Origin of the sequence: Paraburkholderia flava, from assembly GCF_004359985.1 — a bacterium.
GTDB classification, from domain to species: Bacteria; Pseudomonadota; Gammaproteobacteria; order Burkholderiales; family Burkholderiaceae; genus Paraburkholderia; species Paraburkholderia flava.
Genome location: NZ_SMRO01000001.1, coordinates 974,667 through 999,434 on the forward strand (window position 1 = coordinate 974,667; position 24,768 = coordinate 999,434).

General features: G+C 64.0%; 16 protein-coding genes. 9 read left to right on the top strand and 7 right to left on the bottom strand.

Annotation, left to right across the window (positions count from 1 at the left end):
* The first annotated feature begins 146 nt into the window (after window positions 1–146).
* The 7 genes from iaaH to E1748_RS04335 all read left to right on the top strand — a co-directional run bounded on the left by iaaH (window position 147) and on the right by E1748_RS04335 (window position 11,700).
* A complete protein-coding gene (iaaH, locus tag E1748_RS04305) occupies window positions 147–1,601 on the top strand; it encodes an indoleacetamide hydrolase (protein ID WP_133645898.1) in 1,455 nt (484 codons plus the stop codon).
* An 18-nt stretch (window positions 1,602–1,619) separates the two neighbouring features.
* Window positions 1,620–2,429, top strand: coding sequence for a CDP-diacylglycerol diphosphatase (locus tag E1748_RS04310; RefSeq protein ID WP_133645899.1), 810 nt, complete (start codon window positions 1,620–1,622; stop codon window positions 2,427–2,429).
* Between the two features lie 206 nt (window positions 2,430–2,635).
* Entirely contained in the window at window positions 2,636–3,703 is a 1,068-nt protein-coding gene (locus tag E1748_RS04315) for a fatty acid desaturase (RefSeq protein ID WP_133645900.1), read from the top strand.
* A gap of 595 nt (window positions 3,704–4,298) precedes the next feature.
* Window positions 4,299–6,557 (top strand): LamG-like jellyroll fold domain-containing protein, encoded by a 2,259-nt coding sequence (locus tag E1748_RS04320; protein WP_240766312.1) that lies wholly within the window; start codon window positions 4,299–4,301, stop codon window positions 6,555–6,557.
* A 257-nt stretch (window positions 6,558–6,814) separates the two neighbouring features.
* Window positions 6,815–8,890: a glycoside hydrolase family 28 protein gene (locus E1748_RS04325; RefSeq protein ID WP_240766314.1), complete on the top strand. Its 2,076-nt coding sequence runs from the start codon at window positions 6,815–6,817 to the stop codon at window positions 8,888–8,890.
* Window positions 8,891–8,998: 108 nt separating this feature from the next.
* A complete protein-coding gene (locus E1748_RS04330) occupies window positions 8,999–10,558 on the top strand; it encodes a methyl-accepting chemotaxis protein (protein ID WP_133645903.1) in 1,560 nt (519 codons plus the stop codon).
* Window positions 10,559–10,611: 53 nt separating this feature from the next.
* On the top strand, window positions 10,612–11,700 hold the full coding sequence (locus E1748_RS04335) for a lactonase family protein (RefSeq protein ID WP_133645904.1): 1,089 nt from the start codon (window positions 10,612–10,614) through the stop codon (window positions 11,698–11,700).
* 73 nt (window positions 11,701–11,773) lie between these two features.
* Here E1748_RS04335 and E1748_RS04340 read toward each other — a convergent pair whose 3' ends face one another.
* Window positions 11,774–12,139 (bottom strand): hypothetical protein, encoded by a 366-nt coding sequence (locus E1748_RS04340; protein ID WP_133645905.1) that lies wholly within the window; start codon window positions 12,137–12,139, stop codon window positions 11,774–11,776.
* Window positions 12,140–12,347: 208 nt separating this feature from the next.
* Between E1748_RS04340 and E1748_RS04345 the strand changes: the two genes are divergently transcribed.
* Window positions 12,348–13,139 (top strand): phosphate/phosphite/phosphonate ABC transporter substrate-binding protein, encoded by a 792-nt coding sequence (locus E1748_RS04345; RefSeq protein ID WP_133645906.1) that lies wholly within the window; start codon window positions 12,348–12,350, stop codon window positions 13,137–13,139.
* A gap of 6 nt (window positions 13,140–13,145) precedes the next feature.
* Here the strand turns inward: E1748_RS04345 and E1748_RS04350 are convergent, their stop codons facing one another.
* Genes E1748_RS04350 through E1748_RS04365 form a run of 4 tightly spaced genes read right to left on the bottom strand, consistent with a single transcriptional unit; the run spans window position 13,146 to window position 18,875 of the window.
* On the bottom strand, window positions 13,146–15,167 hold the full coding sequence (locus E1748_RS04350; RefSeq protein ID WP_133645907.1) for an acetyl/propionyl/methylcrotonyl-CoA carboxylase subunit alpha: 2,022 nt from the start codon (window positions 15,165–15,167) through the stop codon (window positions 13,146–13,148).
* Between the two features lie 21 nt (window positions 15,168–15,188).
* Window positions 15,189–15,989 carry an enoyl-CoA hydratase/isomerase family protein gene (locus E1748_RS04355; RefSeq protein ID WP_133645908.1) on the bottom strand — a complete coding sequence of 267 codons (801 nt, stop codon included), beginning with the start codon at window positions 15,987–15,989 and terminating at the stop codon, window positions 15,189–15,191.
* Between the two features lie 36 nt (window positions 15,990–16,025).
* Window positions 16,026–17,633 (bottom strand): carboxyl transferase domain-containing protein, encoded by a 1,608-nt coding sequence (locus E1748_RS04360; protein WP_133645909.1) that lies wholly within the window; start codon window positions 17,631–17,633, stop codon window positions 16,026–16,028.
* A gap of 60 nt (window positions 17,634–17,693) precedes the next feature.
* Window positions 17,694–18,875 carry an isovaleryl-CoA dehydrogenase gene (locus E1748_RS04365; protein ID WP_133645910.1) on the bottom strand — a complete coding sequence of 394 codons (1,182 nt, stop codon included), beginning with the start codon at window positions 18,873–18,875 and terminating at the stop codon, window positions 17,694–17,696.
* Between the two features lie 302 nt (window positions 18,876–19,177).
* Here E1748_RS04365 and E1748_RS04370 point away from each other — a divergent pair, with 302 nt between their 5' ends.
* Complete coding sequence (locus E1748_RS04370; protein WP_133645911.1) at window positions 19,178–20,029, top strand: TetR/AcrR family transcriptional regulator; 852 nt, start codon at window positions 19,178–19,180, stop codon at window positions 20,027–20,029.
* Between the two features lie 19 nt (window positions 20,030–20,048).
* Here E1748_RS04370 and E1748_RS04375 read toward each other — a convergent pair whose 3' ends face one another.
* Together E1748_RS04375 and E1748_RS04380 are read right to left on the bottom strand one after the other, a co-directional pair.
* Entirely contained in the window at window positions 20,049–24,113 is a 4,065-nt protein-coding gene (locus E1748_RS04375; protein ID WP_133645912.1) for a CheR family methyltransferase, read from the bottom strand.
* A 241-nt stretch (window positions 24,114–24,354) separates the two neighbouring features.
* Complete coding sequence (locus tag E1748_RS04380) at window positions 24,355–24,744, bottom strand: DUF3022 domain-containing protein (RefSeq protein WP_133645913.1); 390 nt, start codon at window positions 24,742–24,744, stop codon at window positions 24,355–24,357.
* Window positions 24,745–24,768: the final 24 nt, after the last annotated feature.

Sequence of the window (24,768 nt, forward strand, 5' to 3'; positions counted from 1 at the left end):
GACACATCGACAGACGTCGCGGAAGATCGCGTGTCGTGTCACGACACTTTCCCCGTACCGAACGTCCCTCTGGCCGACCTTGCCGCCCGACGCGATCCGTGTCGCGCGGCACTTCATCACATGAAGCAATAACCGGAACGCTGCCCATGGCCCTGACCGTCGACGAACAGCTCGCCCTCACCGCAACCGAAGCAGTCGCGGCCATTCACGCGGGCCGTCTGAAGGCCATCGACTATGTCGCGACATTGCTCGCACGCGCAGCCGCACTCGAACAGTTGAATGCGCTGACCGCACTCGCGATGGAAGGCGCGCTCGACAAGGCCCGACGCATCGACGCACTGACCTCCGACGAACGCACGCGTCTGCCGCTCGCGGGCTTGCCCGTCGTCATCAAGGACAACATCAATACGCGAGGCCTGCCGACTTCGGCCGGCACGCCTGCACTCGAAGGGTTTGTTCCCGAGCATGACGCGCCTTCTGTGCAGCGGCTGCTCGACGCGGGCGCGATCATTCTCGGCAAAGCCAACATGCACGAACTCGCGCTCGGCATCACCAGCACGAATTTTGCGAAGCATGCCGGCCCCGTACGCAACCCGTACGACCCGAGCCTGATTCCCGGCGGTTCATCGGGTGGCACGGCGGCGGCGGTGGCCGCGCGCATCGTGCCCGCCGGACTCGGCACCGACACCGGCGGTTCGACGCGGATTCCTGCTGCGCTGACCGGCATCGCAGGTTTTCGTCCATCGGTTGGCGACGGTGGCGACGAGCGCCGCTATCACGACCCGAACGCGGTCGTGCCGATCGCGCACACACGCGATACCGTCGGCCCGATGGCACGCACCGTCGAAGACGTCGCGCTGCTCGACGGCGTGATCACCGGCGACACGACATTACCCGCGATCGATCTCGCGCAGGTGCGGATCGGCCTGCCGGCACAGCTGTGGGAAGGTCTCGCGAAGTCCGTCGACGCGGTCGCGCAGGCCGCGATCAAACGACTCGAAGCGGCAGGCGTCACGTTCGTTCCAGTCGACATGCCGCAGTTGCTGCCGCTCAACTCGCAGATCGGCGCGGCAATCGCGCTGCACGAACCGCGCGAGGATCTGAAGGCGTGGCTCGTCGCGAATCGCGCGCCGGTACAGACCGTCGAGGAAGTCGCCGCGCAGATCGCGAGCCCCGACGTGCGCGGTGCGTACGACCTGATCGTCTCCGACCGCTTCGGCCCGCTATATCACCACGCGCTGACCGTCACGCGACCGCTGCTTCAACAGCACTATGCACAGACGTTCGCCACGCATCGGATCGACGCGCTGCTGTTTCCGACGACGTGTCTCGCGGCCGTACCGCTCGATGAGATCAACGGCTCGTCGACGGTATCGATCGACGGCGGCCCGCCCGTCGACGAAATGAACGCGTACCTGCGCAACACCGATCCCGGCAGCAACGCTGGTATTCCCGGCCTGTCGCTGCCTGCGGGGATGACGCGCGAGCGTCTGCCGGTCGGCATCGAAATCGACGGACCCACGGGCAGCGACCGCCGCCTGCTCGCCATCGGCATCGCGTTCGAGCAGGTGCTCGGCTCGCTGCCTGCACCGGTACTTTGAATGACGCTCACACGTTTTATGACTCGGCTCTTTAATGCGCTGCGTTTTCCGCGCTCGAATCGTCGTCGTGGTCCCGCATGGGCCGCGACACTCGGCTGCGCCCTCGCGATCGCCGCAGCAGCGGCCGGCTGCGCGAAGCTCGCCGGCGTCGATCACGACGCGCTGTGGAAGATCGTCTATCTGCAATGCGTGCCCGCCGCGCAGGCCGGCACCGGCAGCCAGTGCGCGCAGGTCGATCTGCCGCGTCACTATGCGATCCTGAAGGACATCTCCGGCAAGGGACAACATCTGCTGATTCCGACGGATCGCGTTACAGGTATCGAAAGCCCTGCGATTCTCGCACCGGATCTGCTGCCGTACTGGAGCGATGCGTGGACCTCGCGGCACTTCGTCGAGACGTCCGTCAAACAGACGCTCGCCGACAACCAGCTCGGCCTCGAGATCAACTCGCAGTTTCGACGCTCGCAGGATCAACTGCACATTCACATCGACTGCATGCGCACCGACGTCACCGATGCGCTCGCAAAACATCACGACGATACGCCCGGCACCTGGCGCTGGGACACCGTCGACGGCAAGCGCTACCGGATCATGCGCGTGACGTCGATCGACGGCGCAGACGACCCGTTCCGGATCGTCGCGCGCGATCACGCGACCACTCAGGCGATGGCGACTCAAACCATTCTCGTGACCGGCGCGGGCGCGTCGGTTCAGAAGGACGGCTGGCTGATCCTCAATAGCGACCTCGATCTCGACCACGGCACGGGCACCGCCGAAGGTCTGCTCGATCATGCGTGCCGGGTCGCACGTCCCGGCGCCGCTTCTTAGCAAAGCCCGCGCGAAAGCCCGCACCACGCGGGCCGCTGCGGCTTTCCATCGGGCCGCACAAGCATTGCTCAACAAATTGGTTCTGCACCGCGCAGTGAGCCGATAGGATCGGTCGTACTGCGCGTCCGGGCTTTGCCCGTGTGTTCCTCCGAACCTGCACGATCTGCCGCTACGCCGCCGGCATCCGGGCCCGACCGATCCAGCCGATGGCACGCTATCTCGACGACAACCAGCGCAGCGCACTCGACCGTCTCCGTTCGACATGGACCTGGCGCACCGAGTGGCCCACGTGGCTGCTGATCGTCGCGATCTACGGCGGATGGTTCGGCATCGCGACGCATGCGCGCATGCTCGGCCTGCCCTTTGCGATTGCATTGCTCGCGGTGTTCAGCGCGTGGTATCTGTCGTTGCAGCATGAACTGCTGCACGGTCACCCTACCCGCTCGCGGACGATCAACGCGCTGCTCGGTTTTGCACCGCTCGCCGTGTGGTTTCCGTACGGCATCTATCGCGATGCGCATCTGCGGCATCACGACGATACGCATCTGACGCATCCCGAACTCGATCCCGAAAGCTATTTCGTCGCCGACGACACGTGGCGCAACGCAGGTGCACCGTTGCGTGCGCTGCTGCTCGTACGCAATACGTTCGTGGGACGTCTACTGTTCGGACCGGCGTTCTCGATTGCCGCGACCGCGACGCATGCGTTGCGCAAGATCGCCGCCGGCGATCTGCGCGACGTGCCCGCGTGGCTCGCGCATGGCGTAGCGCTTGCTGCGTTGATCGTGTGGCTCGATCGCTTCTGCGGGATTTCTGCGTGGCTGTTTGTGATCGGTGTCGGTTATCCGTCGCTGTCGATTGCATCGGTGCGATCGTTTCATGAGCATCGCCTCGCGGATACGCGCGAGCATCGGACCGTCATCAACGAAGCGGGTGTGCTGTGGCGGCTGCTGTTCCTGAACAACAACTACCATCTGGTGCATCACGATTTGCCGCATGTGCCGTGGTTTGCGCTGCGACGTGTCTATGAAGCGTCGCGCGAGGAGTACGTCGCGCGCTCGGGGGGATTTGTCGTGAAGGGTTACGGCGAATGGATGAAGCGCCATGCGTTTGCGCAGGTCGCGCATCCGATGCATGGCGGTCCGTCGGGTGTGACTTCCGGCAGCTTCGTGGGGAAGTCGCGGGAGGAACTGCTGGCGATCGTTCGGCGCGGTGACCTTCGCGAGGCTCGCGTACGCGTGCATGCTGAAGGCAACACGACGAGAGAGATGTGACAGGCGGCGCTTCACTGCGTTTTCCGACGGCCCGATATGAGCGCTCTTTGATCCCCCCGCGGCCCGCATCCTGAGTCACGACGCAAAGGTTGTCGTGCAGCACGACGACCCAATCGTCCGCGCGATTTCGCGAGTAACGCACCAGCAAGTGAACCTTCCGCAGACTGACAAGCACGACCTTCCTGTCGCGATAGACGGTCGGGCTCCATCCGGTCGTCGCTTCCCGTTCTTCAAAAAATGACGCGGGGAGTTGCGCCGGTTGCGCTCATACGATCAGCTACTCTCCCGACAGGAACGCATGCGGGAAATGCAGGCAGGCGTCCCGCCCATCGCTCATTGGCAAAAACCCAAATCCTGGGTTGTCCATATCGGTTGAACTTGAAGGGTCGCGCTTTTGATTGTCAGTGCCCCATCCAGCCGCGTCGAGACGCCGACCACGGCCTCCATGTCACACACATGTCAGCGCGATTTATTTTTCTCCTCAAGCCCTTCTCGACCTCAGCCGTTAATGCGGCTTGACGTCTACTCTGGCCATCGCGCCGACCGAAGAGCAAACGTTTGCGCAGCCTCGATCGTTCAAACTCAGGAGAGCATATTGACCCACGCCCGGAAGAGCACTCAAAGCCTCGAACTCAACGACGCAAGCACCACCACCCTTTCCCGCCGCACCTTCCTCTACAGCCTCGGCGCGCTTGCACTCTCAGCATGCGGCGGCGGCGAGAGCCCGGTCGCGTCGGCGGCAGGAAGCCGTAGCGCGGCATCGGCTGCGGTTATCGCAGCGAACGATGCGTTGGCACGAGTAGTGACCGGCGAGGCCGATGTCTCGACGAGCGCGGCCTTCGTGCACCCAGGCCTGCTGCATCTGCAGTCAGACTTCGACCGGATGGCAGCTAAAGTCGGCGCGCAGACTTCGCCGTGGTACGAGGGCTGGCAGGCATTGACCGGAAACGGACACTCGAACGCGAACCAGACGCTCCTCGCGCAGTCGGTCATCACGCGGACCGCGACCGGCGGCAGCTATCCGCATCTGATGCAGAACATCGCGGCCGCGTACGCGAACGCGGTGTACTGGAAGGTCACCGGCAACACGACGCACGCCGACACAGCAGTGAAAATCATGAACAACTGGTCGTCGACGCTGACGCAGGTCACCGGCGACACGAACGCCGATCTCGCTGCCGGCATCTACGGCTACGAGTTCGCGATCGTCGGCGAGATCATGCGGACCTATCCGGGTCTGTCGGCGGCGAACCTGGCCGCCTTCCAGTCGATGATGAAGAACGTGTTCTATCCGACCAACCTCGACTTCCTGAATCGCCACAACGGTACGGACATCACGCATTACTGGGCCAACTGGGATCTGTGCAACATCGCATCGATGATGGCGATCGGCGTGCTGTGCGACGATCATTCGCTGTTCGACCAGGCCGTGAACTACTTCCTCTACGGCACCGGCAACGGCGCGATCCGCCAGGCTGTCTACTATCTGCATCCCGGCTATCTCGGACAATGGCAGGAGACCGGCCGCGATCAGGGACACACGACGCTCGGCATCGCACTCGCCGGCGCGATCTGCGAAATGGCGTGGAATCAGGGCGTCGATCTGTACGGCTACGACAACAACCGCTTTCTCGCCGGCGCGGAATATGTCGCGAAGTCCAATCTGTACGAACCGGACGGCACGACGATCTACACGGTGCCCTATCTGACCTACTCGAACCGCGACGTCACGCAGACACAGCTTTCGACCGCCTCGCAACCGACGCTGCGTCCGTGCTGGGCACTCGTCTACAACCACTACGTGAATCGCAAGGGACTGGCCGCGCCGTGGACAGAAAAGATGGCGCTAAACGTCGCGCCCGAAGGCGGCCCGACCGGCAACACGAGCGGGCCATTCGATCAGCTGGGCTACGGCACGCTGACCTTCACGCGCGATCCCGCGACACCGGCCACCGCGCCCAGCGGACTGACCGCGTGGCCGGAAGCCGGACAGGTCGCGCTGTCGTGGTGGGGCGTGGCCAGCGGCACGAGCTACAACGTGAAGCGCGCGGCGAAGTCAGGCGGCCCCTATACGACGATCGCGCAAAACATCACCGATCTGCTGACGTACACCGACAGCCCATCGGCAGGCACCTGGTACTACGTCGTGAGCGCGCAGACGTCGTCGGGTGAAAGCGCGAACTCGGCAGAAGTGGTCGCCGTCACTGCGGTGCAGTTGCACACGTGGCTGACGTTCGACGAAACGACCGGCACCGTAGCCGCCGATTCGAGCGGCAACACTCATACAGGTGCGCTCATCGGCGGCGTCACGCACGTGGCGGGCAAGTCGAACAACGCGATTTCACTCGACGGTTCGACCGGCTATGTGAACCTGCCCGACGATCTCATCGTCGACGTGGCGGACTTCACTATCGCGAGCTGGGTGAACTGGAACGGCGGCGCGGCATGGCAGCGCATTTTCGATTTCGGCTCGGGCACGGGACGCTACATGTACCTGTCGCCGAAGGGTGGTCCGAACAATCGCGTGCGCTTCGCGATCACGACCAACGGATCGTATGGCGAGTACCGCATCGACGGCACCGCTGCGTTGCCGACCGGTCAATGGACGCACATCGCGGTGACGCTGCAGGGCACGACGCTGACGCTCTACATCAACGGCGTCGCAGCGAACAGCGTCGCCAATGTTCCGTTTGCTCCGTGGCGCGTCGGCCCGACCGCGCAGAACTGGATCGGACGTTCGCAGTTTTCGGCGGACCCGTTTTTCAACGGACTCGTCGATGACTTCCGGATCTATCGCGGCGCGTTGTCGGCGAGCCAGGTCGAAGCGCTTGCACAAGGCACGTCGTCGGTCTGAATCGTGACGCGACGTTAGCCGTTTCGCGTCGGGGGCCTCCCTGGCCCCCGACGCTTCCCCCCTTCTCCCGACACCCCGCCGCCTGCTCCTCCGCATCAACCACCATTGACAACGACCGGTTGACAACCAACAATCCGGTCCATTATGTTGTATGACAACCGTTAACACACATGACTTCTCAGGATTCATGGAAATCAGCGAAAACTCAGCATTCAATTACAAAACAATCACTTGATGCATAAATTGGAGACGCGTGGATGTCAAACGAAAACAGAAAAAAGATCGGTTGTCGTATAAGTTATTTTCGTGATAATGCCCCTCGTTCACCGGCCCGGCGAAGCTTCATGATGTTCGCCGGGGCGTCGGCCGGAACGGCGCTGCTGGGCACGTTGCCCGGATGCGGCGGCGGCAACGGCATCAGCGGAACGGCGACGTCCACCGCATCGACCACGCCCCCGGTCGTCGATCCCATCTGGGGCACTGGCGGTGCAGCGACCCAGATCATTTCGTCGCTGTCGGCGATCACTCAATCGATGTTCCCGAGCGTCGACTTCCAGGTGACGAGTTTCGGTGCGCAACCCATCACGTCGCAGGTCGTACAGGCGACCGCGTGGAGTCCCGCGATCCCATGGCTCGGCCAGAGCGCATCGCCGGAGAGTCCGGGCGCGGAGCTGATGGTGTCGTCGTCGCTGACCGGCACGTCGTTCGATTCATACACGGCATTCAACGATGCGATCGCTGCGGCGAATTCGGCCGGCGGCGGACGCGTCGTCGTGCCTGCGGGGAACTGGTACTGCGGCGGCCCGATCGTTCTGCTCTCCAATGTGAATTTCCATCTGAGCGCCGGCTGCACGATCTACTTCAGCCCCAACCCGGCCGACTATGCGAAGGGCGGCTCACACACGACTGCGAACGGCAATCTGTACTGGACCCGCTGGCAGGCCAACGACTGCCTCAACTTCGGCTCGCCGGTCTACGCGTTCCAGCAGAACAACATCGCCGTGACCGGCGAAGGACCGAGCTCGATCCTCAACGGCCAGGCGATGACGCCCGTGCAGGCCAACGGCACGACCCCGACGTCGTGCTGGTGGACCTACAAGGGCACGACGGGCGCGTACGGTTGCGCCGGATCGTCGACGCCGTCGCAGGCCTACGTCAATCCGAACAACACGGCGCTCACGAGCCTCAGTGCATCGGTCACGACGAATCCGAATGCCGCCGCCCTCCTCCCGCTGCTCGACACCGGCACGTCGTGGGCGCAGGACCAGAACTATCTGCCGGCGTTGTCCGAACTCGGCGTCCCCGTCACCGATCGCATCTTCGGCAACGGCCACTTTCTGCGGCCGTGCATGGTGGAATTCATCGGCTGCACCAACGTGCTGATGGAGGACTATCACACGCAGAACACTCCGTTCTGGCAACACCACCCGACCGATTGCAAGAACGTCGTGATCCGTGGCGTGTTCGCCGACAGCATCGGCCCGAACAACGACGGCTTCGACCCCGACGCCTGCAACAACGTGCTCGCCGACACCGTCACGTTCAACACCGGCGACGACTGCATCGCGATCAAGTCGGGCAAGGCACTCGATATCGAATACGGCCCGGCACAGAATCACGTGATCCAGAACTGCACGATGAACAGCGGCCACGGCGGCCTCACGCTCGGCAGCGAAATGAGCGCAGGCGTGCAGAACATCTACGCACGCGATCTGAACATGCTGAACGAGAACTGGCAGACCAACCCGCTGAACATCGCGATCCGCATCAAGACGAACATGAATCGCGGCGGCTCGGTGCAGAACGTGTGGATCACCGGCGTCACGCTGCCGAACGGCGTGACGCTGGTCGGCAAGGGCTACGGTGCGAGCAACATGATCGCCGGCAGTCCGATCACCGCATCGGCGCCGGTGGGCGTTACGTCACCGGCAGGCTCGAACCCGGCCGCATCGCAAGGCGGGCTCATCACGTTCGATTGCGACTATTCGCCGGCAGGCGACGCCGTGCGGGAAAGTCCGCCGGTGGTTACCAACATCAACATCTCGAACGTGAAAGCGGGCAACGTGACGACGGGCGGCCTCACCGGCTCCTGCTTCCAGGCGATCGTCGCGCAAGGTCCGGTAGCCGCCGACTACAACGGCCCTGCGCCAACACCGACAGTCCCGCCGATCAGCAACGTGACGATCTCCGACTGCGATCTCGGCACGCCCGTGAACAACGGCACGGCCACATCGACGACGCCGGGTCCGATCTATCTGATGAACGTGAATGCGATCGTGCTGAAGAACGTGGCGATCGGCGGCACGACGTACAACACCTCGCTGACGGGTTAATCGTGGTGCGAGCCCGTACGTCAGAAAAACAGTACGGGCTCCGAACTCAGGTTACCGCACGACGGGCCGTTAGAAGAAGTGTCGAAAAAACTCAGGAATAGCCGCGACATGCGCAACTTCAAGGTAGGAAGCAGCCTCCTCATCGTGCTCGCGGTCTTCGCGACGATGATCACGATCGGCGGCGTCACCGGAATCGTCGCGCTGAAAAACGCGAACACGAACGCTAAACGACTACACGAACTCGCACGCCAGACGGTGCTCGTCAACGACAGCTACAAGGACAGCACGCGCACCCGCTCCGCGCTGGTGCGCGCGTACGTTGCGCTGAAAGAACACAACGACCTGGTTGTGCGCGACTCGGCGCTGCAGAGCGCGAAGCGGACCTTCGATCTATCGGCGAAAGAAACACAGCTGTTCCAGACCGCACTGGAGATCTCCGGTGTCGACGGAAGTCTCAAGCAGCAACTGGTCGACTCGTCGACAAGCCTCGCGAACCTGCTGGCCCGTGCGACCGACGCGCTGCGCAATGGCGACACCGCCGCCTACGCGGCGATCAACGACAAGGACATCACCGTGGCGGGACAGGTCTATTCCGCCAACGTCGAGAAATTCCAGCGCCTCGCGAACCAGCTGTCGGAAGACACGATCGACGAAGACAACGCGCACTACGAGCGGATCGTCGCGATGGTCGGTATCGGCATTGCGCTCGCGCTGGCGCTGACCGTCGCGACGCATTTCGCGCTGCGCAGTCTCGTTGCGCGACCGCTTGCCGAGGCCGCGTTGCTGCTCGACCAGATCGCATCGAACGAACTCACGCACGAAGTGCCGCCTGCGGGCAACAATGAAATCGGGCGACTGTTTTCGGCGATGCGACGAATGCAGTCGGGTCTCGCGCAAACCGTGGTCGGCGTACGCAACAGCAGCGAATCGATTCATACAGCCGCACGCGAAATCGCCGCGGGCAACCTGGATCTGTCGAGCCGCACGGAGGAGCAATCCGCGTCGCTCGAAGAAACCGTCGCGAGCATGGGCGAACTGATGTCGACGGTGAAGCGCAACGCCGATCACGCGCAGCAGGCGAGCGAACTCGCCTCCGGCGCCGCGACGCTCGCGCAGAGCGGCGGCGAGATGGTCGCGCGATCCGTCGAAATGATGGGAGTCGTGCGCGCGAGCTCGCAGAAGATCGCGGAGATCACCGGGATGATCGACAGCATCGCGTTCCAGACCAACATCCTCGCGCTGAACGCAGCGGTCGAATCGGCGCGTGCCGGCGAACAGGGACGCGGCTTCGCGGTCGTCGCGGGTGAAGTGCGCACGCTCGCGCAACGCAGCGCAGGCGCGGCGCGCGAGATTCGCCAGTTGATCGGCGCGTCGATCGACGACGTGAACAACGGCAATCAGCTCGTCACGCAGGCGGGGCAATCGATGAACGAGATCGTTGCCGCGATACGGCGCGTCGCGACGATCATGACCGAGATCACGACGGCCACCGTCGAGCAAAGCGCGGGCATCGTGCAGGTCGGCGAGGCCGTCAGCCAGATGGAACAGATGACGCAGCACAACGCGGCACTCGTCGAGCAGGCGGGCGCGGCGGCCAGCGCGCTCGAGCATCAGGCGCATTTGATGAAGGCCGCGATGTCGGTGTTCCGTGTCGCGGCCACTGCATGATTTTTTTAACGCACTCTTTCTGACCGATTGATCAACCCAGGGCATCAAAGAACATGAATGCAACTCTCCGGATCATCGCCACCGCCGCAGCCGGCATGATGGCGTCGATGATCGCGCACGCCGCGACGTATGCGTATGTGTCGAACGCCGACAGCCGCGACATCTCGGTGTTCAGCGTCGATACGTCCGATGGAAAACTGACGAACGTCGAGACCGTGCCGGTCGACGGCACCGTGATGCCGATGGCGCTGTCGCCGGATCATCATCGCCTGTACGCCGCGCTGCGCTCGACGCCGTACCGCGTCGTGAGCTTTGCGATCGATCCGCTGAACGGCAAGCTGATCGAACTGGGCCGCGCACCGCTCGCCGAAAGCATGGCGTACGTGTCGACCGATGCGACGGGCCGCTATCTGTTCTCCGCATCGTATGGCGGCAACCTGCTGGCGGTGAACGCGATCGGCAGCAACGGCGTCGCGGGCGACGTGCTGCAGACGATCAAGACAGGACCGATGGCGCACGCGATCCGCCTGTCGCCGAGCGGCCGCTATGCGTTCGCATCGGTGCTGGGCGCGGACGCGTGGCTGCGTCTGCCGTTCGACGCATCGACCGGCAAGCTCACCGAAAACGCCGATCCCGCGTACCGGTTGCCGGAAAAATCCGGGCCGCGTCACTTCGTGTTCTCCGCGAACGGACGTTTCGCGTATCTGATCGACGAACTCGACGGCAAGCTGCACGTGCTGTCACTTACGCACTCGGACGATACGGTCAAGCCGATCCAGGTCATCTCGATCCTTCCGGAGCATTTCTCGGGCGACAAGCCGTGGGGCGCCGATGTTCATCTGACGCCGGATGGACGCTTCCTGTACGCGTCGGAACGCACGTCGAGCACGCTGGCCGTCTATCGCGTCGATCCTGCGTCGGGCAAGCTCACGCGCATCGGTACGTATCCGACGGAGAAACAGCCGCGCGGTTTCAATATCGATCCGTCGGGACGCTATCTGCTCGCGGTCGGTCAGCTGTCGCCGACGATGAGCGTCTACCGGATCGAACCGAAGAGCGGTCACCTCGAAGCAATCGGCAAGTATCCGGTTGGCAAGGGGGCGAACTGGGTGGAGATCGTGACTTACGATGGGTCGAACTGATTCGCTAACCTGATGGTGCGATCACGCGTAGATGGAACGGGGCCGGCTCCGGCAGAGGCGGCCCCCGCGACACTCAATTCACCGCAGGCACTCTCGCGTTTTCACCGCGACATGCGCTCTTCATCCGCAGATAAAGCTGCTGCGAGGTGACCTGGCTCTGGTAGGTTGTATCGATGCTCTGATGCAGGCTCTGCTTGTAGTCGTCGGGGGCGCGCATCGGCATGATGACCGCGTCGAGCCGCGCGTGAGCGTCCTTGACCGGCACGCCGTCGTCGCGCCATTGCGCGGCAGCCGATTCGGTCTGCGCGACGAGGTAGCATTTTTGCTGCTGCGACATCAGCGACAGCGCAGGGCCCATGCTGTCGTATTTCTGCTGCTGGGTTGCACATCCTGTCAGGAGGATTGCGCCGGCACACACCACACTGAAGCCTCGTTTCATTACGACTCCCCGAATTCGGTCGATCTATTTGATTGTCTGCGTGAACCGCCCGTGACTTCGTCTTCGCGTGGGCTGGCGTAGTGGCTAGCATACAGGAAGAGGATGCGTTGCATGCCCGCGCAATGACGACGGAAACCGCGCTACGACTGCCGGGAAAGACAATGCTGCGTGCATCGCTCAAGCAGCGTCCTGTGCCACAATCCCCCGCATGACCTGGATCGCCTCGCTCCCGATGTACAACGTGACGCCCGCGCTCGGCGCGCTGTGGCGTTCGCTGCTCGACGAAGCAGTGCGCGCGGTCACGCCGGATGCCTCTGTGATCGACGCACCGGACGACCTGCACGCGCTCTGGCGCCGCGACGATCTGCTGCTCGCGCAGACCTGCGGCTATCCGTTGATGCATGGCTTGCAGGATCGCGTGCAGCTGATCGCGGCACCTGAATTCGACGTGCCCGGCTGTGCGGGTATCGAGTATTCGAGCGCACTGGTCACACGTGCGAGCGCAAATCTGGATTCGCTCGAAGCCTGCCGTGGCATGCGAGCCGCGTATAACCAGGACGATTCGAACAGTGGCATGAATGTTTTGCGTCATGCGGTCGCGCCGCTTGCGCGCGATGGACGCTTCTTTGGTGCGGCGATTCGAACCGGTTCGCATGTGGGATCGCTACAGGCGCTCGCGGAAAATCGCGCGGACGTTGCAGCGATCGATTGCGTGACGATGGCTTATGTGCGCGACGCGCTGCCCGAACTTGCTCAAGCGGTGCGACAGATCGGCTGGAGCGCGACATCGCCTGGACTACCGCTGATCGCGGCGCGCCCGGTGCCGACAGCACTCGCTCAGTCGCTACGCGACGCATTGAACACAGCAAACAACACACAGCCCGAACGAGCCGCGCAATTACGGCTCAAGCGCTTCACCGAAGTATCGTTCGCCGACTACGCACGCATCGTGCAACTCGAAGACGAGGCGATCGCGGCGGGTTACCCGCGTATCGCCTGAGCGATCTCAAGCAGGTTTAAGAACAAGCAACTGCGCCCCATCGGCCACCTGATCGCCGACCGCATACAACACCTCTTCTACTACACCCGCAGCCGGCGCACCGATCGTGTGCTCCATCTTCATCGCTTCCATCACGATCAGCGGCGCGCCCTTCTCGACCGTCGCACCCGCCTCGACCAGCACCGCGATCACCTTGCCCGGCATCGGCGCGGTGAGCCTGCCTTCGCCGTGTTCGGTATCGGCCGCATGCGCGAGCAGGTTCTGCCATTCGAACGACAGCGTCGCGCCGAGACAGAACACATGGAACGTATCGCCGTCGATGAATACGCGCCCTTTCACACGCGTCGTGCCGATCGTCGCGCCGTATTCGTGCGCATCGTCGCCACGCCACCACGTGAAGGCCTCACGCGCGCCGTGGTAATGGAGCGTCTGCGCACCGGCTTCATCGCGAGCGAACGTCGCCGTGAATGCGGCTTCGTCGTCGGTGTCCTGCCATGCGAGCGCCTGCGTGTACCCGCCGTTCAGACGCCAGTGCGACAACGCATCCCACGGCGACGTGCCGTGCTCGACGCCGCCTTCGCGCGCGAGCAACGCCGCGCATGCCAGCGCGAGTCCTTCGCGGAACGGCTTGCGTCCCGGCGCGAACAGCGCATCGTGATGCCGCTCGATCAATCCGGTGTCGAGATCGGCCGATGCAAACGGCTTGCTCGTCACGATCCGCTGCAGAAACTCGACGTTCGTATGCGGCCCAACCACCTCGCAACCCTGCAACGCGCGATGCAAACGCGTCAGCGCTTCGTCGCGCGTCGCGCCGTAGACGATCAGCTTCGCGATCATCGGATCGTAGAACGGCGTGATCGTGTCGCCTTCGCGCACACCGCTATCGATGCGCACCGCCGCGCGGCTGCCGTCTCCTGTGTGCGCGCCGACCGTGAACTGAACGCCGTCCGGCATCCGCAGATGCTTTAGCGTGCCCGTCGACGGCAGAAAACCGCGCGCCGGATGTTCGGCGTAAATCCGCGCTTCGATCGCATGGCCGGTCAGCGTCAGCTGGTCCTGCTGCAACGGCAGCGGTTCGCCCGACGCGACGCGCAACTGCCACTCGACCAGATCGAGGCCCGTCACCATTTCGGTCACCGGATGCTCGACCTGCAGTCGCGTATTCATCTCCATGAAGTAGAAGTCGTCACCGGTCATGATGAACTCGACGGTGCCCGCACCGACGTAGTTCACCGCGCGCGCTGCCGCGACCGCTGCCTCGCCCATCGCGCGCCGCAGTTCGGCGGGCAGTCCCGGCGCGGGCGCTTCCTCCAGCACCTTCTGATGACGACGCTGCACCGAGCAATCACGATCGAACAGATACACCGTACCGCCGAGACGATCGGCGAACACCTGCACTTCGACGTGCCTCGGCCGCGTCAGATACTTCTCGATCAGCACGCGATCGTTGCCGAAGCTGCTCGCCGCCTCACGCTTGCATGACGCAAGCGCCGCTGCGAAGTCGGCGCTGCGCTCGACGACGCGCATCCCCTTACCGCCACCGCCCGCGCTCGCTTTCAGCAGCACCGGGTAGCCGATCGCGTCGGCTTCGCGCTGCAACAGCGCCGCGTCCTGATCGTCGCCGTGATAGCCGGGCACGAGCGGCACCGCAGCCGCATGCATCAGTGCCTTCGCAGCGGCCTTCGATCCCATCGCCGCGATCGCTTCGACCGGCGGTCCGATGAAGGCGATGCCCGCTGCTTCGCAGGCTCGTGCGAAGTCCTCGTTCTCCGACAGGAATCCATAGCCCGGATGCACCGCTTGCGCACCGGTCGCGCGCGCGGCTGCGACGATGCGTTCGGCGCGCAGATAGCTTTCCGCTGCGCTCGCACCGCCGATATGCACCGCTTCGTCGCACGCGGCGACATGCTTCGCGCCGGCGTCCGCATCCGAATACACGGCGACGCTCGCGATACCGAGTCGTCGGCAGGTGGCCGCGACGCGGCACGCAATTTCACCGCGGTTCGCGATCAGGATCTTGTTGAACATGAGAGTGTCTCGCCGGTGATGTTATGCAGGATCGCCGCGCCACGCGGGCGCACGCTTCTCGAGAAACGACGCGACACCTTCGCGCGCTTCGGCACTTGCCCGCACACGAGCGATGCGCAACGCGGTGTCTTCGATCAGTGCGGCATTCAGCTCGCGCCCCGCGATGTCCTGCACGAGCGCCTTGCATTCGCGCACCGCCGACGGCCCGTTCGCGCACAGTGCGGACGCGATCTGTCGGACAGTTACATCGAGCAGCGCGATGTCGACTGCTTCCGCGACGAGGCCGAGCCGGTGTGCGGTCGTGCAGTCGAATGCTTCGGCCGTAGTGAAGTAGCGGCGCGCGGCCTGTTCGCCGAGTGCGCGGATCACGTACGGTGCGATCGTCGCGGGGATCAGGCCTAGCTTTGCTTCCGATAGACAGAAGCGTGCTGTGTCGACTGCGACTACTATGTCGCACGCTGAAATCAGACCCATGCCGCCTGCGTATACGTCGCCGCTCACACGCGCGATCACCGGCTTCGGGCACCGATAGACGGCTGCCAACATCGACGCAAGCCGCCGCGCGTCCGCACGGTTCTCGTCATCCGAGAAGCCGGCCATCTTCTTCATCCAGTTCAGGTCAGCGCCGGCGCAGAACGCCTTGCCGTTCGCGGCGAGCACGATTGCGCGCACGTCGTCGCACATACCGAGCGAGCCGAACGCGTCGGTCAGTTCGGCAATCATCGTTTCGTTGAACGCGTTGCGCACGTCGGGGCGGTTCAGCGTCACCGTCGCGACGGCGTGCGCGATATCGACGTTCAGCGTTTCATATTGAGTGGACATGACCGTTCGCTCCTTCGTTCTTTTCGATGCCGCGCGTCACATCCGGAACACGCCGAAACGCGTGTCCTCGATCGGCGCGTTCATCGATGCGGACAGACCAAGCCCGAGCACGTCGCGCGTCTGCGCCGGATCGATCACGCCGTCGTCCCACAACCGTGCGCTCGCGTAATACGGATGCCCCTGGTGTTCGTACTGCTCGCGGATCGGCTGCTTGAACGCTTCTTCTTCCTCCGCGCTCCACGCGCCGCCTTTTCCTTCGATGCCGTCGCGCTTCACCGTCGCGAGCACCGATGCCGCCTGCTCGCCGCCCATCACCGAGATGCGCGCGTTCGGCCACATCCACAGGAAGCGCGGCGAATACGCACGACCGCACATCCCGTAGTTACCCGCGCCGAACGACCCGCCGATGATCACCGTGAACTTCGGCACCTTCGCCGTCGCAACCGCCGTGACCATCTTCGCACCGTTGCGCGCGATGCCCTCGTTCTCGTACTTGCGGCCCACCATGAAGCCGGTGATGTTCTGCAGAAACACGAGCGGAATCTTGCGCTGGCAGCACAACTCGATGAAATGCGCGCCCTTCAGCGCCGATTCGGAAAACAGGATGCCGTTGTTCGCGATGATGCCGACCGGGTGCCCCCAGATATGCGCGAAACCGGTGACGAGCGTCGTGCCGTAGCGTGCCTTGAATTCGTCGAATGCGGAGTCGTCGACGATGCGCGCGATCACTTCGCGGATGTCGAACGGCTTGCGCGTGTCGGCGGGGATCACGCCGTACAGGCTCTTCACGTCGTAGCGCGGCGGCTTCGATTCCTGCAGCGCAACCGGCACGTCCTTGCGACGATTCAGATTGCCGACGATGCTGCGCGCAATCGAGAGCGCATGCGCATCGTTCTGCGCGAGATGATCGGCGACACCGGAGAGACGCGTATGCACGTCGCCGCCGCCGAGGTCTTCCGCGCTGACTTCCTCGCCGGTCGCGGCCTTCACCAGCGGCGGGCCACCCAGAAAAATCGTCCCCTGATTCTTCACGATGATCGACTCGTCGCTCATCGCAGGCACATACGCGCCGCCGGCCGTGCACGAGCCCATCACGACGGCGATCTGCGGAATGCCCACCGCCGACAGATTCGCCTGGTTGTAGAAGATGCGGCCGAAGTGATCGCGATCGGGAAACACGTCGTCCTGGTTCGGCAAGTTCGCGCCGCCGGAATCGACGAGGTACACGCAGGGCAGACGGTTTTCCGAAGCGATTTCCTGCGCGCGTACGTGCTTCTTTACTGTCACCGGATAGTAGGTGCCACCTTTGACCGTCGCATCGTTGCAGACGATCACGCATTCCTGCCCCGCAATGCGGCCAATGCCGGTGATCACGCCCGCACCCGGCGCGTCGTCGTTGTACATCCCGTACGCGGCGAGTTGCGACAGTTCGAGAAACGGCGTGCCCGGATCGAGCAGTTGCGCGATGCGGTCACGTGGCAGCAGCTTGCCACGCGACACGTGCTTGTCGCGCGCCGCCTCGCCACCGCCGAGGGCGAGCTTCGACACTTTCTCGCGCAGATCCGCGACCAGCGCTTCGAGCGCGGCTGCGTTCGCGCGAAAGTCGTCCGAGCGCGGATTCAGCCTGGTTTCGATGATCGGCATGGCGGGGCTCTCCTGTTCGCCTCGGGTTTGTTTATGTACGTGCTGGATTCGCAGACGCGCTTACATCGTCTCGGCGAACAGTTCGCGACCGATCAGCATCCGGCGGATTTCGCTCGTCCCCGCGCCGATCTCATAGAGCTTCGCGTCGCGCCACAGCCGACCGACCGGGTATTCGTTGATATAGCCGTTGCCGCCGAGAATCTGGATCGCCTCGCCGGCCATCCACGTCGCTTTTTCGGCGGTGTAGAGAATCACGCCTGCGCAGTCCTTGCGGACCTGGCGCACGTGCGCAGTGCCGAGCGTGTCGAGTTGCCGGCCGACCGCATACAGGTACGCGCGGCACGCCTGCAGCGTCGTGTACAGGTCGGCGACCTTGCCCTGGATCAGCTGGAATTCGCCGATGGCCTGACCGAACTGCTTGCGGTCGTGGATATACGGCACAACCGCGTCCATCACCGCGACCATGATGCCGGTCGGACCGCCCGCGAGCACGGCGCGCTCGTAATCGAGGCCGCTCATCAGCACCTTCACGCCGCCGTTCAACTGGCCGAGGATGTTTTCTTCCGGCACTTCGACGTCCACGAATACGAGTTCGCCGGTGTGCGAGCCGCGCATGCCGAGCTTGTCGAGCTTCTGCGCGACCGAAAAGCCCTTCATCCCGTTCTCGACGATAAACGCGGTGATGCCGCGCGAACCCGCTTCGAGATCGGTCTTCGCATAGACAACCAGCGTGTCGCAGTCGGGGCCGTTGGTGATCCACATCTTCGTGCCGTTCAGCACGTAGTGGTCGCCCTTTTTATCGGCGCGCAGTTTCATGCTGACGACGTCGGAGCCCGCGTTCGGCTCGCTCATCGCGAGTGCGCCGACGTGTTCGCCGGACACCAGCTTCGGCAGGTACTTCTGCTTTTGCGAATCGGTGCCGTTGCGGTGGATCTGGTTCACACACAGGTTCGAATGTGCGCCGTACGACAACCCAACCGACGCCGACGCCCGCGAGATTTCTTCCATCGCGATCATGTGCGCGGTGTAGCCCATGTTCGCGCCGCCGTATTCCTCAGAGACCGTCATCCCGAGCACGCCGAGGTCGCCGAACTTGCGCCACAGGTCCATCGGAAACTGATCGGTACGGTCGATCTCGCCGGCACGCGGCGCGATTTCCTTCGCCGCGAACGACGCGATGCTGTCGCGCAGCATCTGGATTTCTTCGCCAAGGGGAAATTGCAAACCAGGTAGGTTGGTCATGTTGCGTCTCCTGTCGACCGCAGTTAGCGCTTCAGCGCTTACTGCGGTCCCATGCTGGAGTTGGCGCTTTAGCGCCTACTCCAGCGCCGATTCCTGTTCGGGGGTTATTCACGTCGGGCGGCACTCTCCCGTCCAACGCGAATTTCACGCTACATTTACGTATACGTCAATAGGAATTTTGAGTAACACTCAAATATCGCGGAAACGCAGAAAGCGCGGTAATCTGCGTGCTGTAGCGCAGCCTTGCCACGCAACACGCTGGCCGCACCGCAACCCAATCTGAATATTACTCATATCCGACGATGAGCGTAGCAAAAACGTCCCCGCGTACTGCACCGAAGGCCGATCCCGGCGCAATACGCCGCCAGCCGGCGGGCGCCCGCTCGCAGCAGCGCGTGAAGGACATCCTTCAGGCAGGCCGCGACGTGTTTTCGGAAAAAGGCTACGAGCGCGCGACCACAGCGGAGATCGCGCAGCGGCTCGGCGTGTCCGAGGCGACGGTGTTCAGCTATTTCCGCGGCAAGCGCGAACTGTGTGCGCGCGTGATCGGCGACTGGTACGACGAAATCATCGGGGCGATCGAAACCGGACTGCCGCGCGACGGCACGGTGCGGCAACAGTTCGCGTTTATCGTGAGGACGCATCTGCGGCTGATGCTGGTGAACGGCACCGGGCTGTGCGCACTCGTGCTGTCCGAAGGGCGCGCGCAGCATCACGAACTGAGCGACGCATTGGTCGATCTGCAGCGCCGTTACACCGCGCCGTTGATGGCGGTACTCGCGCGCGGCCAGCAGGATGGCCAGGTACGCGCGGACGTGCCGCTGCGGCTGCTGCGCTCGATGGTGTTCGGCCCGATGGAGCACGTGCTGTGGGACGCGACGCTCGGTCAGCGCCGCACCGATATCGACGCGACCGCCGATCAGTTGATCGACGTGCTGTGGTCCGCGTTGCAGCCGCCCGACGCGCCGCACGCGGCGTTGCGGCAGTTCCGCCATGAGGTAGGCGAAGCGATGGGCCGGCTCGAACAGGCGGAAGCGGCACTTGCGCGACCCGCAGTGACCACGGCGAAAGACGCAGCAGGTCAGACGGCGCCCACCACCGCGCCGCGCAACCGGAAAACCACCAAAAGCACTGCACCCGCGCGCAGCACCTGAATGAAACCGAATCGCGCGATCAACCGCTCTTTGTCAGCGCGGTAAGCAGATCGTCGAGCATCACCGGCTTGGTCAGGTGGCTCGTAAAACCCGCCGCCTGCGCCTTCTCGACATCCATCGCCTGACCGAAACCGCTCAGCGCAATTGACCGCACCGTTTCGAAACCCGGCCGGCGCCGCACTTCGGCCATGAACTCGAAGCCGTCCATCCCCGGCATGCCGAGATCCGACAGGATCACGTCCGGCTTGTCGCTGTTCAGCCGGTCGAGCGCGGCGCGCGCACCGGTCGCGATATCGACGCGCGCCCCTTCCGCTTCGAGCAGCAGCTTGAAGGTTTCGACAGTCGCCGCGTCGTCGTCGACCAGCAGGATTTTCATCCCCGCCAACGACACGTGTTCCTGTTCCGTTTCGGCCCGCGCATCGACGAGCGTGCGCCGCAGCGGCAGCGACACTTCGAACGTCGAGCCCTCCCCCGGTCCCGCCGACTTCGCGCGCACCTGGCCGCCGTGCATCGTCACCAGTTCGCGAACCAGCGCGAGACCGATGCCGAGCCCGCCGCGCCGCTGCTTCGACACGCGCGTCTGCTCGAACATGTCGAAGATATGCGGCAACACGTCGGGGCCGATGCCGCTGCCCGTGTCCTTGACGATCAGCGTCGCGTCGCGCGGGCCGGTGGTGCGCAGCGACACGTCGATACGCCCACCGCTGTCGGTAAATTTCAGCGCATTGCTGACGAGGTTCCAGACGATCTGCTCGACGCGCGTCAGGTCCGCATGCACGATCACCGGCTCGTCGGGCAGCACGCACGACAGCGTGAGCTGCCGCTGCGCAGCCTCGTCGCGCGCCGCGCCGCAGATCCGTTCCACGGCGTCGCGCCAGTCCACCGCCGAACGCATGATCGACAGCTTGCCGGTGCGCACACGCGACATGTCGAGCAGATCGTCGATGATCTGCGCCTGGCCGACCACCGTGCGGCGAATCGTATCCGCGGCGCGCGCGAGGCGTGGATTCTGGATCGCTTCGTTCGAGCGCGCGATCAGTTCGATGTTGCCGGAGATCAGGTTGAGCGGATGCTTCAATTCATGCGACACAACGGCGAGAAATTCGTCGCGGCGGCGCTCCGCATCGCGCTGGCCACGGCGTGCGGTGACGTCCGCGCTCGCGCCCTGTTCCTCGTCGAGATTGCGCGCGATCTTCGCGAAGCCGCGCACGCCACCGTCGTCGATGCGCGTCAGCACGCCGCTCGCGCGAAACTTCTGACCGTCCTTGCGCAGATGCCAGCGATTGTCCTCGCTGCGGCCGCGTTCGCGCGCGACGCGAAACTCGGTCGCAGCCGCGCCCGATGCACGATCCTCATCGGTGAACAGAATCTCGGCTGACCGGCCGAGCATCTCCGCTTCCCGGTAGCCGAAGATGCGTTCCGCGCCCGCGTTCCAGCTGGTCACGAGCGCATCGTCGTCGAACGTGATGATCGCGTAGTCGCGGATACTCGCCGCCGCGATGCGCATGCGCTTCTCGCCTTCGCGTAGACGCTCTTCGGCGTTGCGCCGCGCGCTGATGTCGATGAACGACAGCACCGCGCCGTCGATCACGTCCTCGGTCGTGCGGTACGGCACGAAGCGCGCGAGATACCAGCGGCCGCCCGTCGAACGCAGTTCGCGCTCGATCATCCGTAGTGAATCGAATGCTTCGGCCGCGTCGTCCGCGAGCCGGTCGTATTCGAGACGGTGCGTGATGTCGAGCAGCGAGCGCCCGATATCGGACGCGATGATGCTGAACACCTCGGTCGCGCGCGGCGTATAGCGCTTGATGCACATGTTGCGGTCGACGAAGATCGTCGCGACGTCGTTCGCGGCGATCAGGTTCTGCAAGTCGTCGTTGATCTTGCCGGTTTCCTCGACCTTCGCCTTCAGTTCCGCGTTGACGGTGGTCAACTCTTCGTTGATCGACTGCAGTTCTTCCTTGCTGGTTTCGAGTTCTTCGCTCGCCGAGCGCAGTTCCTCGTTGATCGCCTGCAATTCCTCGTTCGAGGCTTTCAGTTCTTCGGTCGATGTCTCCGACTGCTCGATCGTGGCCTGCAACTGCTCTTTCGTACGCTGCAGTTCGCGTTCGAGTTCGTCGACGGCGGAGTCGCCCGCGCCCGCATCGGCGCTGTTCGCGGCGGTCGGCACGACGCTGAGGTTTTCGACTTCGTCGAACAGCACAAGAATGTAGTCCGCGCCCGCGTCCGCATCGTGCACCGGCCGCGCCGTCATGTTGACGAAGAAACGCCGGCCGCCGCGCTCGACCGGCACGCGCCGCGCCTCGACGCTGCGGTTGGTCTGGAACACCTGATAGATCAGCGTGCGCAGTTCGAGCCGCAGTTCCGGCCACACCGCGTTGACGACGTTGTGCGACGGCTCGCCGGCCGCGTACTGCAGAAAGCGGCCCGCGCGATCGGACACATGCAGGATCGCCGAATCGCGATTCACGAGCACGCTGGGCGGCGCGAACTGCTCGATCAGCGCCTGATGCAGCTCGCCGTACGAATACTTGCGGCGCACGGCCGGCACCGATTCGTTGACCACGCGCCGCGTGCCGAGCGCCCCCGCGACGACGACCGGCAGCGTCGTATCGCTGCGCACCGCCATGTTCGCGCGGTAGATGCGGCTGCGCTTGTCGACCGGCGTGAACAGCGTGCTGACGCTGTCCGCCGATTCCGAGCTGCCGAGAAACAGATAGCCGCCCGGCCGCAACGCGAAGTGGAACATCCGCAGCAGTTCGATCTGCGCCTCGCGGTCCAGATAGATCAGCAGATTGCGGCAACAGATCACGTCGAGCCGCGAGAACGGTGGATCGCTCAGCACGTTGTGCACCGCGAACAGCATGTTCTCGCGCAGTTCCTTGCGGATCCGGTAGTAACCTGGCTCCTTCGCGAAGAACTGCCGCAGCCGCGATGCGGACACGTCCTGCGCGACGCCTTCGGGATAGAGCCCGTTACGGGCCGTCGAGATTGCGCGTTCGTCGATGTCGGTGGCGAACACCTGGAACGGCACGCCTTCGGGCGTTCTCGCAGACGCTTCCTGCAGCAGCATCGCGAGCGAATAGGCTTCCTCGCCGGTCGCGCAGCCCGCGGACCACACTCGCACGCGCTCCTGCGCCGCGCGCCCCTGGCAGACAGCCGGCAGGATGTCGCGCGCGAGCAGATCGAACGCATCGGTGTCGCGGAAAAAATTGGTCACGCTGATCAGCATGTCCTGGAGCAGCGCGAAGGTTTCGTCGGGATGCTGCTGCAGGAAGTCGCGATAGCCCTGCACGTCGGCGATACCGTTCACCTGCATCCGGCGCTCGAGCCGCCGCAGCACCGTCGCGCGTTTGTAGTGCCGGAAATCGTGCGCGGTGCGCGTGCGCAGCGCGACCATGATCTCGTGCAATGCGCGTGCGTTATCAAGTGCGAGTTCGCTGTCGTCGTCATCTTCGTCGGGCGGCGGCAGCTTGATTTCGGTGGCGTTCTCGCGCAGCTCGACGAGCTTGCGCGCGATCTGCGCAACCGGCAGCACGAAGTCGACCATGCCCGTGCCGATTGCGCTGCGCGGCATGCTGTCGTGTTCGGCCTCCAACGGATCCTGCGCGAACGTCATGCCGCCCCGCTCCTTCAGACGCGCGAGGCCGAGCGACCCATCGGCGCCGCCGCCCGACAGCACGACGCCGACCGAACGCTCGCGATGCGCATCCGCGAGCGTGCGAAAAAACAGATCGATCGTGGTGCGGGCCGGCGTGCGCGTCGTGGTGGAGTGAACGCGCAGATGGTCGTCGAACATCGTGAGGTCGAGCGCGGGCGAGATCAGGTAGACGGAGTCTTTCTCGATCGCCACGGTGTCGGTCACCGCGACGACGCGCATCGGCGTGACCTTTTGCAGCAGCGCGCGCAGATTGCTCTCGTGATCGGGCGCGAGATGCTGGACGACGACGAACGACATGCCGCTGTGCTCCGGCAACTGGCCGAAGAATTCGAGCATGGCGCGCAAGCCGCCTGCCGACGCGCCGATTCCGACGATGGGATGAGCGATCTGACTCGGCAGAACCGGTTCGGGGTCTTTCTTCATGCAGAGAGGGTGAGCGCCGGGTCGGGCGCACAGCGTGGCGATCCCGCCATGATGGCGTGCGATCGTTCCAGCGTCCAGCGTTGATCGGGTATCCGGGCTCCGCCAAAGTCTGATGAAAACTGCGACGGGCGGGATTTCCTGGGCGGGTCCGCGGATTGCTACCGAGCCTCGTTTACGCATCGCTTGCCGGGTGCTCTACGTGGCCTCGTCTTCGTCGCTTCGTGGGCTCGCTTCGGGTGCTTCAATGCGGCAAGCCCGCCGCGCGATCGAGCAACGCCTGATCGACGTTCATCGATGCATGGCATTCGCTGTCGACGTCGTCCGGATGTGCGAACCGCGCGTTCATCGTCTCGCCGGCCTGCTCGCACAACGCCTCTCTGACCCGGACGCGTGCTGCACCGTCCATCGACGCGTAGGGTTCGACCGCACCCGGCGCGAACACCAGATCGAGCGCGCAGCGTGCATCGAACACGCTCGTCTCCGCAGCGGCCGCGACCCACTTCACCTGGACCGTCATCCGGTTCGATGAATCGGCGACGTGCGCCACTGCGGTCGACGGCGACGGAAAACGCCGCGACAACGCGTGCTCGATTTCGACGAGCCGTTGTTGTGTGTCGATCGATGTGGTCATCGTGTGCTCCCTGTGTGTCCCTAT

Excerpts from the sequence above, each read along its gene's own strand:
- E1748_RS04350 (WP_133645907.1), bottom strand. The coding sequence starts at position 15,167 with ATGTTCAACAAGATCCTGATCGCGAACCGCGGTGAAATTGCGTGCCGC.
- E1748_RS04365 (WP_133645910.1), bottom strand. The coding sequence starts at position 18,875 with ATGACCAACCTACCTGGTTTGCAATTTCCCCTTGGCGAAGAAATCCAG.
- E1748_RS04370 (WP_133645911.1), top strand. The coding sequence starts at position 19,178 with ATGAGCGTAGCAAAAACGTCCCCGCGTACTGCACCGAAGGCCGATCCC.
- E1748_RS04325 (WP_240766314.1), top strand. The coding sequence starts at position 6,815 with ATGTCAAACGAAAACAGAAAAAAGATCGGTTGTCGTATAAGTTATTTT.
- E1748_RS04340 (WP_133645905.1), bottom strand. The coding sequence starts at position 12,139 with ATGAAACGAGGCTTCAGTGTGGTGTGTGCCGGCGCAATCCTCCTGACA.
- E1748_RS04315 (WP_133645900.1), top strand. The coding sequence starts at position 2,636 with ATGGCACGCTATCTCGACGACAACCAGCGCAGCGCACTCGACCGTCTC.
- E1748_RS04310 (WP_133645899.1), top strand. The coding sequence starts at position 1,620 with ATGACTCGGCTCTTTAATGCGCTGCGTTTTCCGCGCTCGAATCGTCGT.
- E1748_RS04380 (WP_133645913.1), bottom strand. The coding sequence starts at position 24,744 with ATGACCACATCGATCGACACACAACAACGGCTCGTCGAAATCGAGCAC.
- E1748_RS04375 (WP_133645912.1), bottom strand. The coding sequence starts at position 24,113 with ATGAAGAAAGACCCCGAACCGGTTCTGCCGAGTCAGATCGCTCATCCC.
- E1748_RS04335 (WP_133645904.1), top strand. The coding sequence starts at position 10,612 with ATGAATGCAACTCTCCGGATCATCGCCACCGCCGCAGCCGGCATGATG.
- iaaH (WP_133645898.1), top strand. The coding sequence starts at position 147 with ATGGCCCTGACCGTCGACGAACAGCTCGCCCTCACCGCAACCGAAGCA.
- E1748_RS04355 (WP_133645908.1), bottom strand. The coding sequence starts at position 15,989 with ATGTCCACTCAATATGAAACGCTGAACGTCGATATCGCGCACGCCGTC.
- E1748_RS04360 (WP_133645909.1), bottom strand. The coding sequence starts at position 17,633 with ATGCCGATCATCGAAACCAGGCTGAATCCGCGCTCGGACGACTTTCGC.
- E1748_RS04330 (WP_133645903.1), top strand. The coding sequence starts at position 8,999 with ATGCGCAACTTCAAGGTAGGAAGCAGCCTCCTCATCGTGCTCGCGGTC.
- E1748_RS04345 (WP_133645906.1), top strand. The coding sequence starts at position 12,348 with ATGACCTGGATCGCCTCGCTCCCGATGTACAACGTGACGCCCGCGCTC.